This is a genomic window from Acinetobacter proteolyticus, from assembly GCF_000367945.1.
Taxonomy (GTDB): domain Bacteria; phylum Pseudomonadota; class Gammaproteobacteria; order Pseudomonadales; family Moraxellaceae; genus Acinetobacter; species Acinetobacter proteolyticus.
Map to the genome: position 1 here is coordinate 1,594,626 of NZ_KB849179.1, position 17,614 is coordinate 1,612,239.

Sequence of the window (17,614 nt, forward strand, 5' to 3'; positions counted from 1 at the left end):
TATCAATAATTCAGCAAAGCTTATCTCTTTTATCTATTTCTATTTTTTTCATAACAAATTCGATTTTAATTATTTTTTTTGCAAAAAAACTGGCGTTATGCTGCGTACATATTCCAAACAGTGATTTAGTTTTAAGGGGTTTTCCATGCGTTTTTCTCAAGTTAAAGTCGGTGTCATTGCCGCATTACTCTCAGTCTCTTCATTCGCGGCACAAGAATTCTTAAACGTTTCTTATGACCCGACTCGTGAACTGTATACAGATTTCAATAAACAATTCGGTACGTTCTGGAAACAGCGTACAGGTCAGGACATCGACTTTAAACAATCACACGGCGGTTCAGGCAAACAAGCCCGTGCCGTGATTGATGGCTTAAATGCAGATGTAGTCACACTTGCACTTGCAGCAGACATCGACGAAATTGCAGAAAATGCAAAACTACTTCCAGCAGACTGGCAAAAGAAATTACCGAACAACTCTACGCCATATACCTCAACAATTGTATTCCTAGTTCGTAAAGGCAACCCAAAACAAATCAAAGATTGGGGTGATCTGGTTAAGCCAGGTGTAGAAATTATTACACCAAATCCAAAAACATCGGGTGGTGCACGTTGGAACTACTTAGGTGCCTGGGCTTGGGCGAAACATCAAAAAGGTGGTAACGACGCTAAAGCTCAAGAATTTGTTCGTCAAATTTATAAACAAACCAAAGTACTAGATTCAGGCGCACGTGGGGCAACCACAACCTTTGCTGAACGCGGTATCGGTGACGTATTGCTGGCTTGGGAAAATGAAGCCTACCTTGCAGTCCGTGAACAACCGGGCAAATTCGAAATCGTTACCCCTTCTCTATCGATTCTCGCTGAACCACCAGTGGCTGTTGTAGAAAAGAATGCTGAGAAAAAAGGCAACCTGCAAATCGCTCGTGGTTACTTAAACTACCTGTATTCACCAGCAGGTCAAGAGATTGCTGCACGTAACTTCTACCGTCCACGTAACGCGGCCGTATTGAAGAAATACAGCAATGTGTTTAAACCACTAAAACTAGTGACAATTGATCAAGAATTTGGTGGCTGGACCAAAGTGCAAAAAACTCACTTTGATAATGGCGGTATCTTTGACCAAATCGTCAAGATCAACAGCACAGGCAAATAAAAATCTCCCTTGCGCTGCTATAAACGCAGCTCACCTCTTTAAAAGAGGGGAATTACACAGATTTTAGTTTAGTTACTAAATTCGTGTTGCTCCTCCCTTTCTTAAAGGGAGGTTGGGAGGGATTCTAAGGGGATAAGGAGAATAGACATGATTCATACCGTAATTGTTCCAGGTGTAGGTGGTAGCGAAGCGCAGCATTGGCAATCTTGGTTACAACAGCAACTCGTGTCTAGCTCTCGCGTTCAACAGCAACATTGGGATCGTCCCGTTTTAAGCGAATGGGTTGCTCAATTTGTTAAAACTGTTGTTGCAGCTCCAGCGCCTGTTCAAATCGTTGCACATAGCTTTGGCTGCTTAACCAGTGTTGCTGCACTCGCTGAACACCCAGAACTCAGAGCAAAAGTTAAAAATCTGATTTTGGTTGCACCAGCAAACCCAGCACGTTTTGGTGAGGCAGGCTTTGCGCGTCATAGCTTAACTGACTATAAACAGTATTTTCAGCAACTGAAAATTGACGTACCAACCACGTTATTGATTAGTGAAAATGACCCTTGGTTAGGTTATGTCGATGCCTTGCAATTGGCTCAAGCATGGAAACTGACACCGATTAATTTAGGTGCAGTTGGTCATATCAATGTCGCATCAGGATTTGGTCCCTTCCCTGAGATCCTGAACTACATGCTGCCTGAAAAAAAGATTCAACCTATCGTCCGAATGAGTCAGGCAAATTTTAATTTAAAATTTGCCTGATCCCAGCTTCCCATATTTTTAGTATTCGCATTATTTGCTTGCTTGTTTTAGCAAACATTTCTCTTTGAGGAAATATCATGTCGCAGCGTTCCCGAGTGCTGCCTGGGTTTGGTCTCTCATTAGGCTTTACCCTCGCTTACGTGTCTTTGATTGTGCTTATTCCTTTATCTGCTGTCTTTATTAAATCTTTTGGGATTGGATGGGATGGTTTATGGGAAATCTTAACCTCAGAACGAATTTTAAAGTCTTTACAACTTAGCTTTAGTGCCGCACTGATTGCTGCTTTAGTTAACGTTATTTTTGGTTTGCTACTGGCTTGGTGCCTCGTCCGTTATAACTTTCCAGGCAAACGTCTTGTTGATGCACTAGTAGACTTACCATTTGCTCTACCAACGGCAGTTGCAGGTATTGCCTTAACCTCTTTATATGCTCCAACGGGTTGGATCGGACAATACCTTTCCCCGCTTGGAATTGAAGTGGCCTATACACCAATTGGTATCACACTTGCTTTAATCTTTATTGGCTTACCCTTCGTAGTTCGTACTGTACAACCAGTGCTCAGCGATATTGAAACTGAACTGGAAGAAGCTGCTTCTGCCTTAGGTGCAAATCGTTGGCAGACTATTACCAAAATCATTCTACCGATTTTATTCCCAGCATTACTGACTGGCTTTGCTTTGGCTTTTGCCCGCGGTGTCGGTGAATATGGTTCAGTAATTTTTATTGCAGGTAATCAACCCTATAAAACTGAAATCGCACCACTCATGATTATTTCTCGTCTAGAAGAATATGATTATGCTGGTGCAACCACCATCGCTGTGGTCATGCTTGTTCTCTCGTTCGGTATCTTATTTTTAATTAACTTGGTACAAGCATGGGCTAGCCGCCGTACAGGGAGAGTTGCACAATGAGCTTAAATACCAATAGCAATGCATTAGCACTCAAACTACAAGCCAGAGATGCAACCCGTGAGCCGACTTGGGTCCGTTATAGTCTAATCAGTATTGCCTTAATCTTTTTTTTAAGTTGCCTACTCCTCCCCCTGATCTTGGTTTTTGTTGAGGCATTTAAGCAAGGATTGAATGTTTATATTAATGCCTTGACTGATTCAGATACCTTATCAGCCGTCAAACTGACCTTACTGACTGCTGCTATTGCGGTACCTATTAATGTCGTATTTGGTGTAGCTGCAGCATGGGCTGTTGCAAAATTTCAATTTCGTGGTAAAGCCATCTTAACCACAATTATTGATATACCGTTTTCGGTTTCTCCTGTAATTGCAGGCCTAATGCTAGTACTCATTTTTGGTGCACAAGGCTGGATAGGTGGATGGTTAATGGATCATGACATCAAAATCCTATATGCCGTGCCTGCAATTGTTCTTGCTACTATTTTTATTACCGTACCATTTGTAGCCCGTGAACTCATTCCATTAATGGAAGCACAAGGTACAGAGGAAGAAGAAGCTGCGATTGTATTGGGTGCATCAGGATGGCAAACCTTCTGGAAAGTAACCTTACCCAATATTAAATGGGGTCTGATTTACGGCGTAATTCTGTGTAATGCTCGGGCAATGGGTGAATTTGGTGCCGTTTCGGTTGTATCAGGACATATCCGTGGCCAAACCAATACCTTACCGTTACATGTAGAGATTCTCTATAACGAATATACCTTTAGTGCTGCATTTGCTGTGTCTTCATTACTGGCATTTTTAGCGATCATTACTTTGATTTTGAAAACTTGGCTAGAAATCCGTCAAGACCAAGCAAATGAACATCAACCGAATTCCTAAGGAATGAACACATGAGTATTCAAGTTAAAAATATTGAAAAACACTTTGGTGCATTCCATGCGCTTAAAAATATCTCTTTAGACTTTCCTGAAGGTGAATTGGTTGCCCTACTTGGTCCTTCAGGCTGCGGAAAAACAACCTTATTACGTATCATTGCAGGCTTAGAATCTGCGGATGGTGGGCAAGTTCTACTTGAAGGTGAAGATGCCACCAATATCCATGTACGCGAGCGTCAAGTTGGTTTCGTATTCCAGCATTATGCCCTGTTCCGTCACATGACTGTTTTTGACAATATAGCCTTTGGTTTACGTGTTCGTCCACGTGCAACACGCCCATCAGAAGCTGAAATCAAAAAACGTGTGACTCGTTTACTAGATTTGGTACAACTTGGCTTTTTGGCTGATCGTTATCCAGCCCAACTCTCAGGTGGCCAGCGTCAACGTATCGCATTGGCGCGTGCCTTAGCCGTTGAGCCACGTGTTTTGTTACTCGATGAACCATTTGGTGCACTTGATGCCAAAGTACGTAAAGAATTACGTCGCTGGTTACGCACCTTACATGATGAACTGCATATCACCTCTATCTTTGTCACCCATGATCAAGAAGAAGCTTTAGAAGTCGCTGACCAGATCATCGTAATGAATAAAGGTGATGTCGAACAAATCGGTTCACCACGCGAAGTGTATGAAAAACCTGCGACCCCATTTGTTTTTGATTTCCTTGGTCAAGCAAATCGTTTTGAAGGTGAGCATACAGGCGGTATTATCCGTATTGGCGATGATCGTATTCAACTACCATCGTTATTAGATGCACCACAAGGGAAAGTGATTGCTTTTGCACGACCAAATGAATTACATATTCATACCCAACCTCAAGCCAACACGATTGAGGCAACGTTCTTACGTGAAGTGTGGATTGCAGGTCGAGTTGTGGCGGAATTACAAGATCGTAGTGGACGTACTATCGAAATTTTATTAAGTGTAGAAGAGGCGAACTTGCATCAATTCAAACCCAATCAAACGGTTTGGATCAGTGCTGCTCAACTTCATTTATTTGCAGATCAAACAACGCAAGTTGCTTAAAATAATATTGATGGGGTAAAACACGCCCCATCCTCTTATGAGGAAAAACTTTTATGAACTTCCAACAACTCAGAATTATTCGAGAAACTGTTCGCCAAAACTTTAATTTAACTGAAGCATCTGCGGCCCTTTATACCTCCCAATCTGGCGTCAGCAAACATATTAAAGATTTAGAAGATGAACTCGGTGTGCAACTCTTTGTACGTAAAGGCAAACGCTTATTGGGCTTGACTGAACCCGGTCAGTCTTTATTGAGCATCGTGGAACGCATGTTGGTCGATGCCGATAATATTAAACGTCTCGCAGACGATTTTAATAAAGTTGATGAAGGTACACTGACCATTGCAACGACACATACACAAGCGCGCTATGTACTTCCTCCAATCGTAAATCAATTCAAAAAGTTATTTCCAAAAGTACATTTGGTATTACAACAAGCCAGCCCTGTAGAAATTGCAGAAATGTTGCTTCAAGGTGAAGCCGATATTGGTATTGCAACTGAATCCTTAACCACAGAAGAAAATTTGGCCAGCGTGCCTTATTATGAGTGGCATCACAGTATCATTACGCCAAAAGATCATCCATTGACAAAGCTCGATAAAATCAGTTTGGATGTCTTAGCTGAATATCCATTGATTACTTATCATGGTGGTTTCACAGGGCGCTCTAAGATTGACAAAGCCTTTGAAGATGCACAATTGCATGCTGATATCGTCATGTCTGCGCTTGATGCCGACGTGATTAAAACCTATGTTGAACTGAATATGGGTGTCGGGATTGTCAATGATGTTGCTTATGATGCTGAACGTGACTACCGCTTGCAACAGATAAAAACAGATATCTTTGGTGTAAATACCACTTGGATTGCTGTACGCAAAGGTCACCTACTGCGTGGTTATGGTTATGAATTTATCTCACTCTGCTCACCGGAAACGGATATTAAAGCACTGAAAAGAGTAGCTTACCCAGAAGAATAAATACCAAAAAATAAAAGGCTCTAAAAGAGCCTTTTATTTTGTCGATGATATAAGCATAAAAAAACGAGCATGGCGCTCGTTTTTTTATACTGAATGCATGGATTAGAACTTAAAGCTCACACCCACTTTTGCAACAGGCATCCATTCATATCTGCTCTTATTGGCAATTTTATCTGCATCACGATCCGCTGCTGCTTGACCTGACTCAATACCACCCACTTTAACTAAGCCTTCAGATTTCAAGTCAACTTCTGGATTACCAGTGTAGTACGCACCAACTTCACCAAATACACCAAAGTTCTTATAAACTGGGCTGTTTAAACCGAATCCTAGGTATGGAGCGATTTGATTATCATAATTTAAATGACCTTTCACAGAACCACTGCCACCAGGAGCGTAGTAATTTGAACCATCAATTTTGATTGTATCGTTAGTATTAGATACTGATTTTTTCAAATCATAGCTGTTGTCGATATAACCAACACCTGCTGCTACGTACAACGCACGAGCAAATGCATTTTGGTTAGTACCCCATGGATAAATTTCAGCATTTAAATATGCATTTTTATTATCCATGTCCATATCATATTTCGTGCCATCAATTTTTAAACTGTCTGACCATGAAATATCGCCACCATTATAACCAAGGCTTAAGCTTACGTATGGATTGACTTTATATGAAATTGCACCACCGTAGCCTGTCGTACCGACCTCAGCACGAACTGAAACTGGATCTAAGTATGAAGGGAATGCATAAACTGATTCCTTCACCACTTGCTCATCTGCTGCAAATGCAGTACCTGCAATCGCTGTTAATGCACCTGCTGCTAACATAACACGCAAAGCTTTCATTGAAGTCTCCTCACAAAACGCTTTTATTTAAATAAATATATAATTGTTGCTTGTGGACTAAGCATAAAAGAATGATCGCTAACTTTTTATACAGAAACTGATTACTTTTTGTTATTTTTTGATACAAATTCGAAGGAATTATGTATTTCCAAATTATAGATAAAAAACAACAGTCTCCATTTTTATGACATTTTTATTGCTTAATTTTAAAACAATATATTGTAACTTCTTTTTTCAAAGATTCTGAGGGTCTGCTGCCACTTTATCTACGGTTGCGACAATGGAGATTTTTTAGACGATACAAGGCATGGCTTGTGAAGTTTAGGCTTTCTAAATGAACAAGACATAACGATGTAGCGACAAAAAAACTCCTTGTCCCAAAGGGTTATAGCTAAAATTTCCTCATACTTCGTTATGAAACTTGGCAAGGGAATAGCCATTACCTACGTTTCATGCCTCGTCTGATAAAATTTTAGCTTATAACGCAACCTATTTATAAAATGGCAACAGACCCTACAAAATTAGTGTAAAATCTTCAAAATTTTTTTGGAAGAAGGAAGATCATGTCTCAGCTTTCTACAATCATTGAGCAAGCATTTGAAGACCGTGCCAACTATAGCGCAACGGACTGCCCAACAGAAATCCGTCAAGCTGTAGAAGAAGCATTGACTGGTTTAGACAACGGCACACTGCGTGTTGCTGAAAAAATCGATGGTGAATGGGTTGTTCACCAGTGGTTAAAAAAAGCGGTTTTACTTTCATTTAAGTTAAATGATAACAAACCAATTGAAGCGTGTGATCTTCGTTTCTATGACAAAGTAGATACTAAATATGCAGGTTGGACTGAAGAACAGTTCAAAGCTGCGGGTGTACGTGTTGTACCGCCTGCTGTAGCTCGTCGTGGTAGTTTCCAAGCGAAAAATGTGATTTTGATGCCTTCATATGTCAACATCGGTGCCTATGTAGACGAAGGTACGATGGTTGATACATGGGCTACTGTTGGTTCATGTGCACAAATCGGTAAAAATGTTCACTTGTCAGGTGGCGTGGGTATCGGTGGTGTTTTAGAGCCATTACAAGCAAACCCAACCATTATTGAAGACAACTGTTTCATCGGTGCACGTTCTGAAATCGTTGAAGGCGTAATTGTTGAAGAAGGTTCTGTCATCTCAATGGGCGTTTTCATCGGTCAATCAACCAAGATCTTCGATCGTGAAACTGGTGAAGTTCACTATGGCCGCGTACCAGCAGGTTCTGTGGTTGTTGCCGGTAGCCTTCCATCTAAATGCGGTACTTACAGCCTTTACGCTGCAATTATCGTGAAAAAAGTAGATGCGAAAACTCGCGCTAAAACCAGCTTGAACGATTTATTACGCGCAGACTAATTTGTAATATTTATTGTGGAACTTGATCGTTCCCTGTCTCTACGATCAGTCATGGTCGTAGAGATTTTGTTTTTTATGTAGCATGCTGCTTGTGTAGCACCTGTTTGTGGTAACTGTTTATGGCTTCCTTACGTTCTTCTGCAATTCCTGTCTCCGATCCTGCGGCTGGTTTACGCATCACGGAGATCTTTTACTCTTTGCAAGGCGAAGCGAATACCTTTGGTTTGCCCACTGTATTTATTCGTTTAACAGGTTGCCCTTTACGCTGTAGTTATTGTGATACGACCTACTCTTTTGAAGGTGGTGAGCGTTTATCGCTTGAACACATCATTGAAACTGCAAGCCAACATAAAACGCCCTACATTTGTGTCACTGGCGGCGAGCCGCTTGCTCAGCCAAATTGCCTGATTTTACTACAGCGCCTCTGTGACCTCGGATTTGAAGTTTCCTTGGAAACCAGTGGAGCCTTGGATGTTTCTAAAGTCGATCCACGTGTTTCTAAAGTACTTGATTTAAAAACACCGACTTCTAAAGAAGATCACCGAAATCTATACAGTAATCTTGACTATTTAACATCTCATGATCAGATTAAATTTGTGATCTGTAATCGTGAAGATTATGAGTGGTCTAGACAACAACTCGAACAATTTCAATTGCAAGATAAAGTGAGTACGGTATGGTTCTCGCCTGCTTTTGCAGTTGAAAAAGGTGCTGTTGGCTTGCCTGCATTGGCGCGCGATTTAGCACAGTGGATTTTGGATGACCACCTCCCTGTTCGCTTCCAATTACAGTTGCATAAACTGTTATGGAATGATGAATCTGGTCGTTAAAACTCACAAAGACCGTTCTGTAACATCGAACAGCTTTTCAAATTTATTTTAGGTTGAATCATGGAAAATAATATGCGTTCTCGTGCCATCGTATTATTGTCTGGTGGCTTAGACTCAACAACGTGTCTTGCCTGGGCACAAGCAAACTATGAATGTATTGCTTTAAGTTTTATGTACGGTCAACGTTCGACCACAGAGCTTGATGCAGCAAAAGCACTTGCACAACGTGCAGGCGTAGAACACCGTATCATTAATATTGATTTGGGTAATTTAGGTGGTTCTGCGCTTACAGATCATAACATTGAAGTCCCAGAACAATTACAAGAAGGCATTCCTGTAACTTATGTTCCAGCACGTAACACTATTTTCTTATCTTATGCACTTGCTGCAGCCGAGGTTTTTGACGCTGCTGCCATCGTCATTGGAATCAATGCTGTTGATTATTCAGGATATCCGGACTGCCGCCCTGAATTTATTGATGCTTTTGCCAACTTGGCTCGTCTCGCGACGAAAGCAGGCGTTGAAGGAAAACCCCTTAAAATTGAAACACCTTTGTTACATTTATCCAAAGCGAATATTATACGCTTAGGTATCGAACATGGCGTAGACTATAGTCAAACGGTATCCTGCTATCAGGCAGATGCTCAAGGACGTGCATGTGGCAAATGCGACAGTTGTCGTTTACGTCAACAAGGTTTTATCGAAGCAGGTATTGCGGATCCTACGCGCTACGCTGAATAACCGATATAGGGTAAAAATTAGGTACATTATATGAAGTTTTCTAAATCAAATCTTATTCTTTCTACAATGATGTCAGCTGCTGCATTATTTGCAACGGCAACTCACGCAGCTGATAATCCATTACAAACTGCGTATAAAAGTACCAATGTAAAATCAGCATTGGTCAATGTATGTAAAGACCAAACTGCAAAAGGCGGTAAATTAACAGCAGCGGAAGTGAGCAAATTCTGTGGTTGTCAAATTGACGCACAAGGTAAAGTAACTGAAGCACAAAAATGGGAAATCCAAAGCGCAATCAATGCGAAGAAAAGCCCAAGTACTCTAGGTTTTGTACAACAGCAAAATAAAGACTTACAAGCTTGCCTAGGTGCACCGCTTGTGAGCAAGTTAGAAAAGCTCACTGAAGAAGCAATGAAAGCTGCTCAGCAACAGCAGCAGCAAGCGCCGAAAAAATAAGCTTGTCTTGTCCAGAACAAAGCCTGCATTTATGCAGGCTTTTTTTATCGAGTTTGTTAAAATCTCATTTATTTTGAATCAATTGAATAAGATCATGCAGGATCAATGGAAAATCAATGCCGAACGACGAAAATCAATCGTCTCTTTTAGTGGTGGCAAAGACAGTTCTCTCGCCCTATATCACGCCATGCAAACAGGTACAGTGATCGGGTTAATTATGATGTTAGAAGAACAAGGCCAACGCTCTCGTTCACATGCAATGCCACTGGAAATTATTCGCGCACAAGCAGAGTCCATTGGTTTGCCAGTGTATATGGCATCATCCAGTTGGGCTGATTATGAAAGTAAATTTATTGCCCTACTCGATCAAGCCAAACAACACGGTGCCAAAGTACTGGTAACGGGGGATCTGGATATGCCTCAACATGGCTGCTGGCATGATCGTGTTACCCAACAAGTGGGATTGAAATTAGGGATGCCGCTGTGGTTACGCCCGCATAAAGAAGTCGTAGAAGAGTTTATCAATCTTGGTTTTCGCAGTGTTCTCGTAACGGTTAATCTTAAACTCGGCATGAAAGTCGAAGATTTAGGCAAAATGCTCACGCTGGAATACATCCAAGAATTAGAAAATCGTGGCATTGATCCATGTGGTGAAGGTGGAGAATTCCACACCACCGTGATTGATGGACCAATTTTTAACAAAGCTATTCCTGTACGCCAAGGTGATATTGTTTATCATGAGGAATATGCTTTTTTACCGCTTGAGCTTGAACAACATTAATTTTATCGAAGGATGAACAATGTCTGAGAATATTCAATTACCGAATCACAGCTTTCCAACCACACAAGGTGAAATCAATCTGGCCGAGACGGGCAGTGAATGGTTGGTTCTCTATTTCTATCCTAAAGACTCAACCCCGGGCTGTACCACTCAAGCAGTGGGCTTTTCTTGCTTAAAAGACCAATTTGATGCGTTAAACTGCCAGATTATCGGGGTATCTCGTGATTCAGTTAAAGCACATCAGAACTTTACCGAAAAGCAATCGCTCAGCATTGATCTAATCAGTGATAAAGAAGAAGTGCTATGTAAACACTTCGATGTGATCAAAGAAAAAAATATGTATGGCAAACAAGTGATGGGCATCGAACGCTCAACTTTTATTTTCCATAACCAGAAATTGGTCAAAAGCTATCGTAAGGTCAAGGCTGCTGGACATGCAGAACAAGTGCTTGAAGACTTAAAAGCATTGCAATCAGCATAATCATGTTAAGTAACAAAAAAGCGAGTTAAAGACTCGCTTTTTTGATTTAAGCAAATTGCCCTCAGCTTTACCATTGACGTATGATAAATAGATTAAAAGAACAAATTAAAGACATTGAAAATGACTCATCTTAATGCGTTTTTGTCCCTATCCTTGTTATTTTTTCTAGTGGCATGTAACTCCAATGCACCTACGACTTCTCAAGATTCTGCTCCCTTAGTCGCTCAAATTCAAAAATCAGCCACTGAAATACGCTGCCAAGACCTACAAAACCCGGCTTATCAACAAGTGTTGCTTGATGCAATTAATGAAATTCGGCAACATCCACGTCAATGTGGTGGACAGCATTTTCCCGCAGTTGCCCCACTCAGATGGAATAATCACTTATATCAAAGTGCTTTTGCTCATGCCGAAGATATGGCGCAGTACAGTGTGCTTGGACATGTGAGTAGCACAGGTCAAGATTTTAGAACCCGTCTAAAACAAACACAATTTAAAGGTCGAGGCGGCGGTGAAAACGTAGCACGTGGACAAAAAAATTTAAATGATGTGATGGCAACATGGCTTGCCAGTCCTGTGCATTGTCGTAATTTAATGCACCCCAAATTTACAGACTATGCGCTGGCCTGTACAGTCGATACCTCAACTAAGCAAAAGAGTTATTGGACTCAACAATTTGCTGTTCGCTAAGAGGAAGAACCATGCAATCTGGCTCAATTACCCCGATTTTTCGTATTTTTGATATTGAACTTGCGCAAGCATTTTATCTTGAGTATTTGGGCTTCCAATTGGACTGGCAACATACTTTTGGGGATAACTTCCCTGTTTATCTACAGATTTCCAAAGGCGATTGCATTATCCACTTATCGGAACATTTTGGTGATGCCAGTCCACACAGCGCCATTCGTATTTATTGGGAAAATATTTCTTTGCTTCATACTGAATTAGATGTAAAAGACTATAAATTTGCCAAACCTCAAATTGAGAAGACAGATTGGGAAACCTTAGAGCTTAGCATCACCGATCCTTTTTCCAATCGAATTATCTTTTGGGAAGATGCCTAGCCTCTCTCCAAGCAATCAAGCTTCATCAATATTGGAAGGATCATTGTGCTTAAACTTTTGTTGTAGTTGTTGATATATCGCTGATTTTTGAAACTCACTCAGAAACTGGATCGTCCCTTGTGGGAAAAATTCAGTTTGAATCTCTCCACGATAATAAGCTTCTCGCATTGGCGTTGCTGAAATTGAATCTTTCAAACTGTCTAATTCAACCATCTGCCACTCAGGGAATAAACGTAAATAATACGAAGACTCATCCTTAAAGTGACCAATCAATCCCACTTTTGCATTGGGCTGAATGACAGCATTGACTAAATCTTTAACTTGTTTAACCCATTTTTCATCGTTATAGACATCGACAACATGCACAAAATGAATCCGCTTTTGCTCTTGTTCAGAAAAGTTCGACAAAATCATCTGTTCACGTTCAGTGGCCAAAAAAGGATTCTTGATATTCCGCTCCGATTGAGCCGAGCCTAAAGCCAAGATCACGTTCTGACTTTGTTGTAATGCAATTTCAATGGTTTGCATATGCGCCAAATGAAAAGGCTGAAAGCGTCCAATAAAAACAAGATAGTCAAATGTGTACATAGGCGTAATTTCACTTTTTGTGAACTCATCAGTTGTGTCATTCAGATAAATATGCGACATAATGAGGGCACTTAAAAATCAATCTGGATTAAAGCAAGGATAGTACGATGACACTTAGCTGTATTCAACAACCTCATCAACATTTGCAAGCAAATTTAGAAGATGGCGTACTCACCTTAGCCATTAACCGTTCAGAAGCAAAAAATGCACTCTATGGTGAACTTTATCTTTGGATCGCAAAAGCTTTGGATGAAGCCGATGCGGATAAAGACGTTCGTGTGGTGATCTTCCGTGGTGCAGAACAAGACTTTACTGCGGGTAATGACATGAAAGACTTTATGGGCTTTATCCAAAAGCCACATGAAGGTAAAGCTGGCGATCAACCTCCATTTGTCTTATTAAAAGCTGCTGCGCGTTTTTCTAAACCACTTATTATTGCAGTCAAAGGGGTGGCGATTGGTATTGGTGTCACAATTTTATTACACGCCGACCTCGTTTTTGCAGACAATACTGCCCTATTCCAAATTCCATTTGTCAGCCTGGGTTTGTCTCCAGAAGGTGCTGCAAGTCGTTTATTGGTGAAACAAGCGGGTTATCAAAAAGCAGCTGAGTTATTATTCACAGCGAAAAAATTTGATGCAGCGACTGCGGTGAAAGCCAATCTGGTGAACGACGTGGTTGAAGATGTCTATGCAACTGCACAGCAGACAGCACAACATTTGGCAGCATTACCATTGGCTTCGATCAAACAAAGTAAAGCGTTGATGAAACAAGACTTGGCTGAAATCATAGCCTGTGTGGATGATGAAGCTGAAATCTTTATGCAACGCGTGCGCTCACCAGAAATGATGGAAGCCGTACAAGCCTTTATGCAAAAACGTAAGCCTGATTTTTCTCAGTTTAATTAATGCGATAGGCGTTCATTAAACTCAGCCACTTCGTTGCTCAACTTAGTGGCTTTTTTATTTTCATCATTCTTCTAGATATTCAACATCGGACAGACTAAGCTCAAGCTAGATTAAAATTAGATTGCACAGAATTTATGAAAGTTGTGATTGCCCCAGATTCTTTTAAGGACAGCCTATCTGCACACGATATTGCCAAAGCAATTGCTTCAGGCTGGCAAAAGGTCTTTCCAGATGCAGAAATTATTCAATGCCCCATGGCAGATGGTGGTGAAGGCTCTATCGAGGCTGTATTAGAAGTTTGTTCTGGGCAATGGCGTGAGCAAATAGTCCAAGGCCCTCTTAGTGAATCTATACGGGCAAAATGGGGTTGGCTAGATGCTAAAAAGATCGCCATCATTGAAATGGCACAAGCCAGTGGTATTCAATTGCTTCAACCATCGCAACGTGATGCATGTCTTAGCAGTACCTATGGCACTGGACAACTGATTCTCGCAGCCTTAGATGCAGGTGCTCAGAACATTATTCTAACGATTGGCGGTAGCGCAACCAATGATGCTGGGACAGGTTTATTGAAGGCATTAGGTGCTGAGTTTCTCGATTCAGACCATAATCCCTTGCCTGCAGGCGGCATTGCCCTGCAAAACTTAACTGAAATCAATTTAGATCAGTTTGATCCACGAATTCAACAAACCCAATTTCTGTTGGCCGCTGATGTAACCAATCCTTTATGTGGACCAAATGGCGCTTCTCATATTTTTGGACCACAAAAAGGGGCTTCACCTCAACAAGTGTTAGAGTTAGATCAAGCCCTCTCCCATTTTGCAGATGTTACTGCTCAATACTTTGGTTTTGACCAACGCAATGAGACTGGTGCAGGAGCCGCAGGCGGACTTGGTTTTGCTGCTAAAACATTCTTAAAGGCGAAATTTCGATCTGGAGTTGAAGTCATTGCTGAGCTAAATCAGCTTGCCACCAAAATCCAAGGGGCAGATTGGGTGATTACAGGTGAGGGAAAGTTTGATGAGCAGACTTTAAATGGCAAAACCCCATTCGGCGTCGCCAAAATTGCACAAGCCACCAATATCCCTGTCATTGTGATAGCAGGGACGCTTGGGCAAAACTATCAAGCTTTATATGAACATGGCATTACGGCTGCCTTTTCTTTAACCTCAGGCCCAACTAGCTTAGAAGAAGCCTGTCGTAATGCAGCAGAACTGGTGAGTGCGCGAACAACGGATATCGCTCGGTTGATTCAAAGCAGTGTACTTAAAAACCACGAAGCTCATTGAATATCTAAAATCTGGATAAACTCGAAGGCAGGTTCTTCATAGGGATGACTTGCTTTTAAAGCTTTTGCCACTGCACTGGCCTTTTCTTCTGTGACAATGGTTTCAACTCGCCATTCTTCGAGCTGCTCTAATTCATCCAATTGCCCTAAGAATGGATTTGCACCTTTTACGGGCTTAAATTGTCCAACGCCTTTAACTTGCCAAGCACAATGTTCGTAATTACCAATACCACCCGCACCTGCTTCAAAAATTGCTTGTTTAGTAGCTTCTAAATGAGATTCAGGCACGTAATAAATCAATTTTAGCATTATCGAAATGACTCAAATCATGGCTAATCAATTCATGAATCATAACGCGATAAATGCTGAACAATCAAAGTGAAATATTGATCACTAAGTAACTGACGACAATAAATAGCATTTGAATCGCCACCGCTAGACCAAACCAAAACCAACCTCGGTCTTTGGTATGCACTGTTCTTAAATAATTTGCATTTTTCATGATTCAATTTCCCAAATTTTGTTCATTATCAAAATATAGAAAGCAAGAATTGATCCAACTCTGAAAAGCAATTTTTATATAAATGATTCAAACAAATGATCCTAATCTCTAAATTTATCTTTCTATCTAATTAAAATAAAATAGATTTCTATAGAATTTTTATAAATTAATATGGCTCATTCTTTTCAAGTTCGATGGGATCTTTTTTATCCCAACAAACTTCCAATTTCTCCTTATTTAATCCAAGATTTTCCACAATTTGGGTTCAGAATCCATAGCCTGCCCGAATCAAAAAGATATGCAAACACTCCTGAAGAATATGAATTACTACTAAATCGGCATAATAAAATTATTACAGATTGCTTCGGTACTGGTACTTCTATTTTTATTGTTTCAGGCCATTACTTCACGGCGAGCAGGAACAATAAAGCTTATGACCCTGCTTTTAGGCTTAAATACCAATTCCATTTAGAGCAGGAAATTAACTTAACACAAGCCAATCCTGAATATTATGACGGAGAGGATGAAGATCATTTCTTTAGGCCTTGTACAGTAGAGGTAACTTGGCAAACGAATCAACACAATGAGTTATTGAGAAAAATCGCTGATGATGAGTTGAGAGCTTTTATGATTTCCTTCGAGCAAAATATAATTGTTGCACCTTATGATGGTGGCATTGATTTTATTATCTTTGATGAAGCGAAAAGGAATGATTTAAGAAATAAATATCGAGACTGGCTTTCACCAAGAGCAGATGGATTATGACGACGTTAAGCTATTTCTTAAAAAGCTTAGAGCTTCTTTAAAAGTTCCATGCCAATGATCATCTGGTTGTTGATCTAAAGAATACCAAAAGAATCTAAAGTCTAAACCACCGCCATCCTGACAATGATGGTGCCACGTTTCAGCCAATCCACACTTTACCTCGCATAAATAAAAATACCAGTTTTGCTGATTAACGCTAAGTATGAGATTACCCATAAACTTGGGATTAGGCTGAGCAATCAATCCCGATTCTTCGAACAACTCACGAATTGCAGCCTGTTCATATTGCTCATCTTGTTCAATTGTACCCTTAACCAATTGAGTCCCAGCCAGTGGATGATGAAAAGCCAATATATCTATACCGTTATTTTTATGTTTTAAAACTACAGGGACAATTTTTTTCATAATTTTATCAATTTAAATAAAGATGGCATGAATCAGAAAACATCACCTTCAACATATTAACCTTTAATAACAGACATCATAGGACAATTTTAGCTATTGATCATCTTATGATCTTTTAACCAATGTTAAAAAAATATATAAAAGATCAATCAGGATATATAACGCTCAGTCAAATATCCCATGATTCGCTCAATTAGATTTTAAAGCGAGTAAATAGAAGTTTAAAACTAGAATCCAAAGTAAAGAGTATTTATATGCCCCATAAACCTCTATTAACCTTAATTTTCACTTTTAGTGCTTTAACAGAATCAACATTTCTCTATGCAAATCAGTTCATTCAAACAGACTCAAATTCACACTATCCGTCAACAATCTCTAAAAATATGAAACAAATTTATCAAGGTGAACATGGAATCTGGTTTCTCTCTAAACATAGAGGCAGAAAAGGAGGATGTGCTGTCTCCTATAATTCTGGTTTGAGTCAACTCACCCTCTTTGGCCCTTCAGAAAAAAATACGGGGGCATTGGTTTTTACTGGCCCTCATATACCAATAACCACCAGCAATCAACAACTCGCCATTGTGATACGAACAGATCATTCGGTCATGCCTACTGAGGCGATCCTACTTCCTAGCCAAAAGAAAGGTATGCTGCTCGTTCCTGTGAGTATGGTACAGACGGCTTCCAATATGGATGATGTTGGTGCAATGGAAATTCTACTGAAAGGAAAAACAATCTACGCATCCTCTATCAGTGGTGGATTTAGAGCGCGTGATGCATTAATGAGTTGCATCAAAAGCTAAATATAAAAAGC

At 40.4% G+C, this 17,614-nt stretch carries 23 protein-coding genes; 18 read left to right on the top strand and 5 right to left on the bottom strand.

The features are described from left to right. Positions 1-145: 145 nt before the first annotated feature. The 6 genes from F993_RS09310 (at position 146) to F993_RS09285 (ending at position 5,754) form a co-directional block, all read left to right on the top strand. Positions 146-1,153 carry a sulfate ABC transporter substrate-binding protein gene (locus tag F993_RS09310; RefSeq protein WP_004654537.1) on the top strand — a complete coding sequence of 336 codons (1,008 nt, stop codon included), beginning with the start codon at positions 146-148 and terminating at the stop codon, positions 1,151-1,153. Between the two features lie 147 nt (positions 1,154-1,300). After that, positions 1,301-1,903 carry an RBBP9/YdeN family alpha/beta hydrolase gene (locus F993_RS09305; RefSeq protein WP_004654540.1) on the top strand — a complete coding sequence of 201 codons (603 nt, stop codon included), beginning with the start codon at positions 1,301-1,303 and terminating at the stop codon, positions 1,901-1,903. Positions 1,904-1,980: 77 nt separating this feature from the next. Further along, positions 1,981-2,814: a sulfate ABC transporter permease subunit CysT gene (cysT, locus tag F993_RS09300; protein ID WP_004654541.1), complete on the top strand. Its 834-nt coding sequence runs from the start codon at positions 1,981-1,983 to the stop codon at positions 2,812-2,814. Next, positions 2,811-3,695: a sulfate ABC transporter permease subunit CysW gene (gene cysW, locus F993_RS09295; RefSeq protein WP_004654542.1), complete on the top strand. Its 885-nt coding sequence runs from the start codon at positions 2,811-2,813 to the stop codon at positions 3,693-3,695. Before cysT ends, cysW begins: the two co-directional genes overlap by 4 nt. 11 nt (positions 3,696-3,706) lie before the next feature. Further along, positions 3,707-4,777 (top strand): sulfate/molybdate ABC transporter ATP-binding protein, encoded by a 1,071-nt coding sequence (locus F993_RS09290; protein ID WP_004654544.1) that lies wholly within the window; start codon positions 3,707-3,709, stop codon positions 4,775-4,777. A gap of 53 nt (positions 4,778-4,830) precedes the next feature. Beyond that, positions 4,831-5,754, top strand: coding sequence for a CysB family HTH-type transcriptional regulator (locus tag F993_RS09285; protein ID WP_004654546.1), 924 nt, complete (start codon positions 4,831-4,833; stop codon positions 5,752-5,754). A 102-nt stretch (positions 5,755-5,856) separates the two neighbouring features. Here F993_RS09285 and carO read toward each other — a convergent pair whose 3' ends face one another. Beyond that, positions 5,857-6,606: an ornithine uptake porin CarO gene (gene carO / locus F993_RS09280; protein WP_004654548.1), complete on the bottom strand. Its 750-nt coding sequence runs from the start codon at positions 6,604-6,606 to the stop codon at positions 5,857-5,859. 563 nt (positions 6,607-7,169) lie between these two features. On the opposite strand from carO, the gene dapD reads away from it, so the two are divergent. The 8 genes from dapD (at position 7,170) to F993_RS09240 (ending at position 12,344) form a co-directional block, all read left to right on the top strand. After that, positions 7,170-7,991 carry a 2,3,4,5-tetrahydropyridine-2,6-dicarboxylate N-succinyltransferase gene (dapD, locus tag F993_RS09275; RefSeq protein ID WP_004654550.1) on the top strand — a complete coding sequence of 274 codons (822 nt, stop codon included), beginning with the start codon at positions 7,170-7,172 and terminating at the stop codon, positions 7,989-7,991. 119 nt (positions 7,992-8,110) lie between these two features. Next, complete coding sequence (queE, locus tag F993_RS09270) at positions 8,111-8,821, top strand: 7-carboxy-7-deazaguanine synthase QueE (RefSeq protein ID WP_004654552.1); 711 nt, start codon at positions 8,111-8,113, stop codon at positions 8,819-8,821. Between the two features lie 72 nt (positions 8,822-8,893). Next, positions 8,894-9,562 (top strand): 7-cyano-7-deazaguanine synthase QueC, encoded by a 669-nt coding sequence (gene queC, locus F993_RS09265; protein ID WP_212749791.1) that lies wholly within the window; start codon positions 8,894-8,896, stop codon positions 9,560-9,562. A gap of 30 nt (positions 9,563-9,592) precedes the next feature. After that, entirely contained in the window at positions 9,593-10,018 is a 426-nt protein-coding gene (locus F993_RS09260; RefSeq protein WP_004654556.1) for a hypothetical protein, read from the top strand. A 94-nt stretch (positions 10,019-10,112) separates the two neighbouring features. After that, entirely contained in the window at positions 10,113-10,799 is a 687-nt protein-coding gene (locus F993_RS09255; RefSeq protein ID WP_032812719.1) for a Dph6-related ATP pyrophosphatase, read from the top strand. 19 nt (positions 10,800-10,818) lie between these two features. Then, positions 10,819-11,280: a peroxiredoxin gene (locus tag F993_RS09250; protein ID WP_004654559.1), complete on the top strand. Its 462-nt coding sequence runs from the start codon at positions 10,819-10,821 to the stop codon at positions 11,278-11,280. 120 nt (positions 11,281-11,400) lie between these two features. Continuing rightward, on the top strand, positions 11,401-11,970 hold the full coding sequence (locus F993_RS09245) for a CAP domain-containing protein (RefSeq protein WP_004654560.1): 570 nt from the start codon (positions 11,401-11,403) through the stop codon (positions 11,968-11,970). Between the two features lie 11 nt (positions 11,971-11,981). Beyond that, complete coding sequence (locus F993_RS09240; protein ID WP_004654562.1) at positions 11,982-12,344, top strand: glyoxalase superfamily protein; 363 nt, start codon at positions 11,982-11,984, stop codon at positions 12,342-12,344. A gap of 15 nt (positions 12,345-12,359) precedes the next feature. Here F993_RS09240 and F993_RS09235 read toward each other — a convergent pair whose 3' ends face one another. Next, on the bottom strand, positions 12,360-12,932 hold the full coding sequence (locus tag F993_RS09235) for a nicotinate-nicotinamide nucleotide adenylyltransferase (protein WP_171066048.1): 573 nt from the start codon (positions 12,930-12,932) through the stop codon (positions 12,360-12,362). A gap of 107 nt (positions 12,933-13,039) precedes the next feature. Here F993_RS09235 and F993_RS09230 point away from each other — a divergent pair, with 107 nt between their 5' ends. After that, positions 13,040-13,840, top strand: coding sequence for an enoyl-CoA hydratase-related protein (locus F993_RS09230; RefSeq protein ID WP_004654567.1), 801 nt, complete (start codon positions 13,040-13,042; stop codon positions 13,838-13,840). Positions 13,841-13,974: 134 nt separating this feature from the next. Further along, positions 13,975-15,129 (top strand): glycerate kinase, encoded by a 1,155-nt coding sequence (locus F993_RS09225; protein WP_004654569.1) that lies wholly within the window; start codon positions 13,975-13,977, stop codon positions 15,127-15,129. On the opposite strand, the gene F993_RS09220 is transcribed toward F993_RS09225, so the two are convergent. Continuing rightward, positions 15,123-15,437: a YqfO family protein gene (locus tag F993_RS09220; RefSeq protein ID WP_004654570.1), complete on the bottom strand. Its 315-nt coding sequence runs from the start codon at positions 15,435-15,437 to the stop codon at positions 15,123-15,125. The genes F993_RS09225 and F993_RS09220 overlap by 7 nt on opposite strands. A 64-nt stretch (positions 15,438-15,501) precedes the next feature. Further along, the gene (locus F993_RS20835) at positions 15,502-15,633 is read right to left on the bottom strand and encodes a KGW motif small protein (protein ID WP_252358081.1); all 132 of its coding nucleotides are present in this window, start codon (positions 15,631-15,633) and stop codon (positions 15,502-15,504) included. Between the two features lie 168 nt (positions 15,634-15,801). Between F993_RS20835 and F993_RS09215 the strand changes: the two genes are divergently transcribed. Beyond that, positions 15,802-16,395: a DUF3885 domain-containing protein gene (locus F993_RS09215; protein WP_004654573.1), complete on the top strand. Its 594-nt coding sequence runs from the start codon at positions 15,802-15,804 to the stop codon at positions 16,393-16,395. Here F993_RS09215 and F993_RS09210 read toward each other — a convergent pair. Then, entirely contained in the window at positions 16,390-16,800 is a 411-nt protein-coding gene (locus F993_RS09210; protein ID WP_004654575.1) for an NUDIX hydrolase, read from the bottom strand. The two genes, F993_RS09215 and F993_RS09210, sit on opposite strands and share 6 nt — an antisense overlap. Positions 16,801-17,054: 254 nt before the next feature. Here F993_RS09210 and F993_RS09205 point away from each other — a divergent pair, with 254 nt between their 5' ends. Continuing rightward, positions 17,055-17,603: a hypothetical protein gene (locus tag F993_RS09205; RefSeq protein ID WP_004654578.1), complete on the top strand. Its 549-nt coding sequence runs from the start codon at positions 17,055-17,057 to the stop codon at positions 17,601-17,603. Positions 17,604-17,614 lie beyond the last annotated feature (11 nt).

Excerpts from the sequence above, each read along its gene's own strand:
- F993_RS09310 (WP_004654537.1), top strand. The coding sequence starts at position 146 with ATGCGTTTTTCTCAAGTTAAAGTCGGTGTCATTGCCGCATTACTCTCA.
- F993_RS09305 (WP_004654540.1), top strand. The coding sequence starts at position 1,301 with ATGATTCATACCGTAATTGTTCCAGGTGTAGGTGGTAGCGAAGCGCAG.
- cysT (WP_004654541.1), top strand. The coding sequence starts at position 1,981 with ATGTCGCAGCGTTCCCGAGTGCTGCCTGGGTTTGGTCTCTCATTAGGC.
- cysW (WP_004654542.1), top strand. The coding sequence starts at position 2,811 with ATGAGCTTAAATACCAATAGCAATGCATTAGCACTCAAACTACAAGCC.
- F993_RS09290 (WP_004654544.1), top strand. The coding sequence starts at position 3,707 with ATGAGTATTCAAGTTAAAAATATTGAAAAACACTTTGGTGCATTCCAT.
- F993_RS09285 (WP_004654546.1), top strand. The coding sequence starts at position 4,831 with ATGAACTTCCAACAACTCAGAATTATTCGAGAAACTGTTCGCCAAAAC.
- carO (WP_004654548.1), bottom strand. The coding sequence starts at position 6,606 with ATGAAAGCTTTGCGTGTTATGTTAGCAGCAGGTGCATTAACAGCGATT.
- dapD (WP_004654550.1), top strand. The coding sequence starts at position 7,170 with ATGTCTCAGCTTTCTACAATCATTGAGCAAGCATTTGAAGACCGTGCC.
- queE (WP_004654552.1), top strand. The coding sequence starts at position 8,111 with ATGGCTTCCTTACGTTCTTCTGCAATTCCTGTCTCCGATCCTGCGGCT.
- queC (WP_212749791.1), top strand. The coding sequence starts at position 8,894 with ATGCGTTCTCGTGCCATCGTATTATTGTCTGGTGGCTTAGACTCAACA.
- F993_RS09260 (WP_004654556.1), top strand. The coding sequence starts at position 9,593 with ATGAAGTTTTCTAAATCAAATCTTATTCTTTCTACAATGATGTCAGCT.
- F993_RS09255 (WP_032812719.1), top strand. The coding sequence starts at position 10,113 with ATGCAGGATCAATGGAAAATCAATGCCGAACGACGAAAATCAATCGTC.
- F993_RS09250 (WP_004654559.1), top strand. The coding sequence starts at position 10,819 with ATGTCTGAGAATATTCAATTACCGAATCACAGCTTTCCAACCACACAA.
- F993_RS09245 (WP_004654560.1), top strand. The coding sequence starts at position 11,401 with ATGACTCATCTTAATGCGTTTTTGTCCCTATCCTTGTTATTTTTTCTA.
- F993_RS09240 (WP_004654562.1), top strand. The coding sequence starts at position 11,982 with ATGCAATCTGGCTCAATTACCCCGATTTTTCGTATTTTTGATATTGAA.
- F993_RS09235 (WP_171066048.1), bottom strand. The coding sequence starts at position 12,932 with ATGTACACATTTGACTATCTTGTTTTTATTGGACGCTTTCAGCCTTTT.
- F993_RS09230 (WP_004654567.1), top strand. The coding sequence starts at position 13,040 with ATGACACTTAGCTGTATTCAACAACCTCATCAACATTTGCAAGCAAAT.
- F993_RS09225 (WP_004654569.1), top strand. The coding sequence starts at position 13,975 with ATGAAAGTTGTGATTGCCCCAGATTCTTTTAAGGACAGCCTATCTGCA.
- F993_RS09220 (WP_004654570.1), bottom strand. The coding sequence starts at position 15,437 with ATGCTAAAATTGATTTATTACGTGCCTGAATCTCATTTAGAAGCTACT.
- F993_RS09215 (WP_004654573.1), top strand. The coding sequence starts at position 15,802 with ATGGCTCATTCTTTTCAAGTTCGATGGGATCTTTTTTATCCCAACAAA.
- F993_RS09210 (WP_004654575.1), bottom strand. The coding sequence starts at position 16,800 with ATGAAAAAAATTGTCCCTGTAGTTTTAAAACATAAAAATAACGGTATA.
- F993_RS09205 (WP_004654578.1), top strand. The coding sequence starts at position 17,055 with ATGCCCCATAAACCTCTATTAACCTTAATTTTCACTTTTAGTGCTTTA.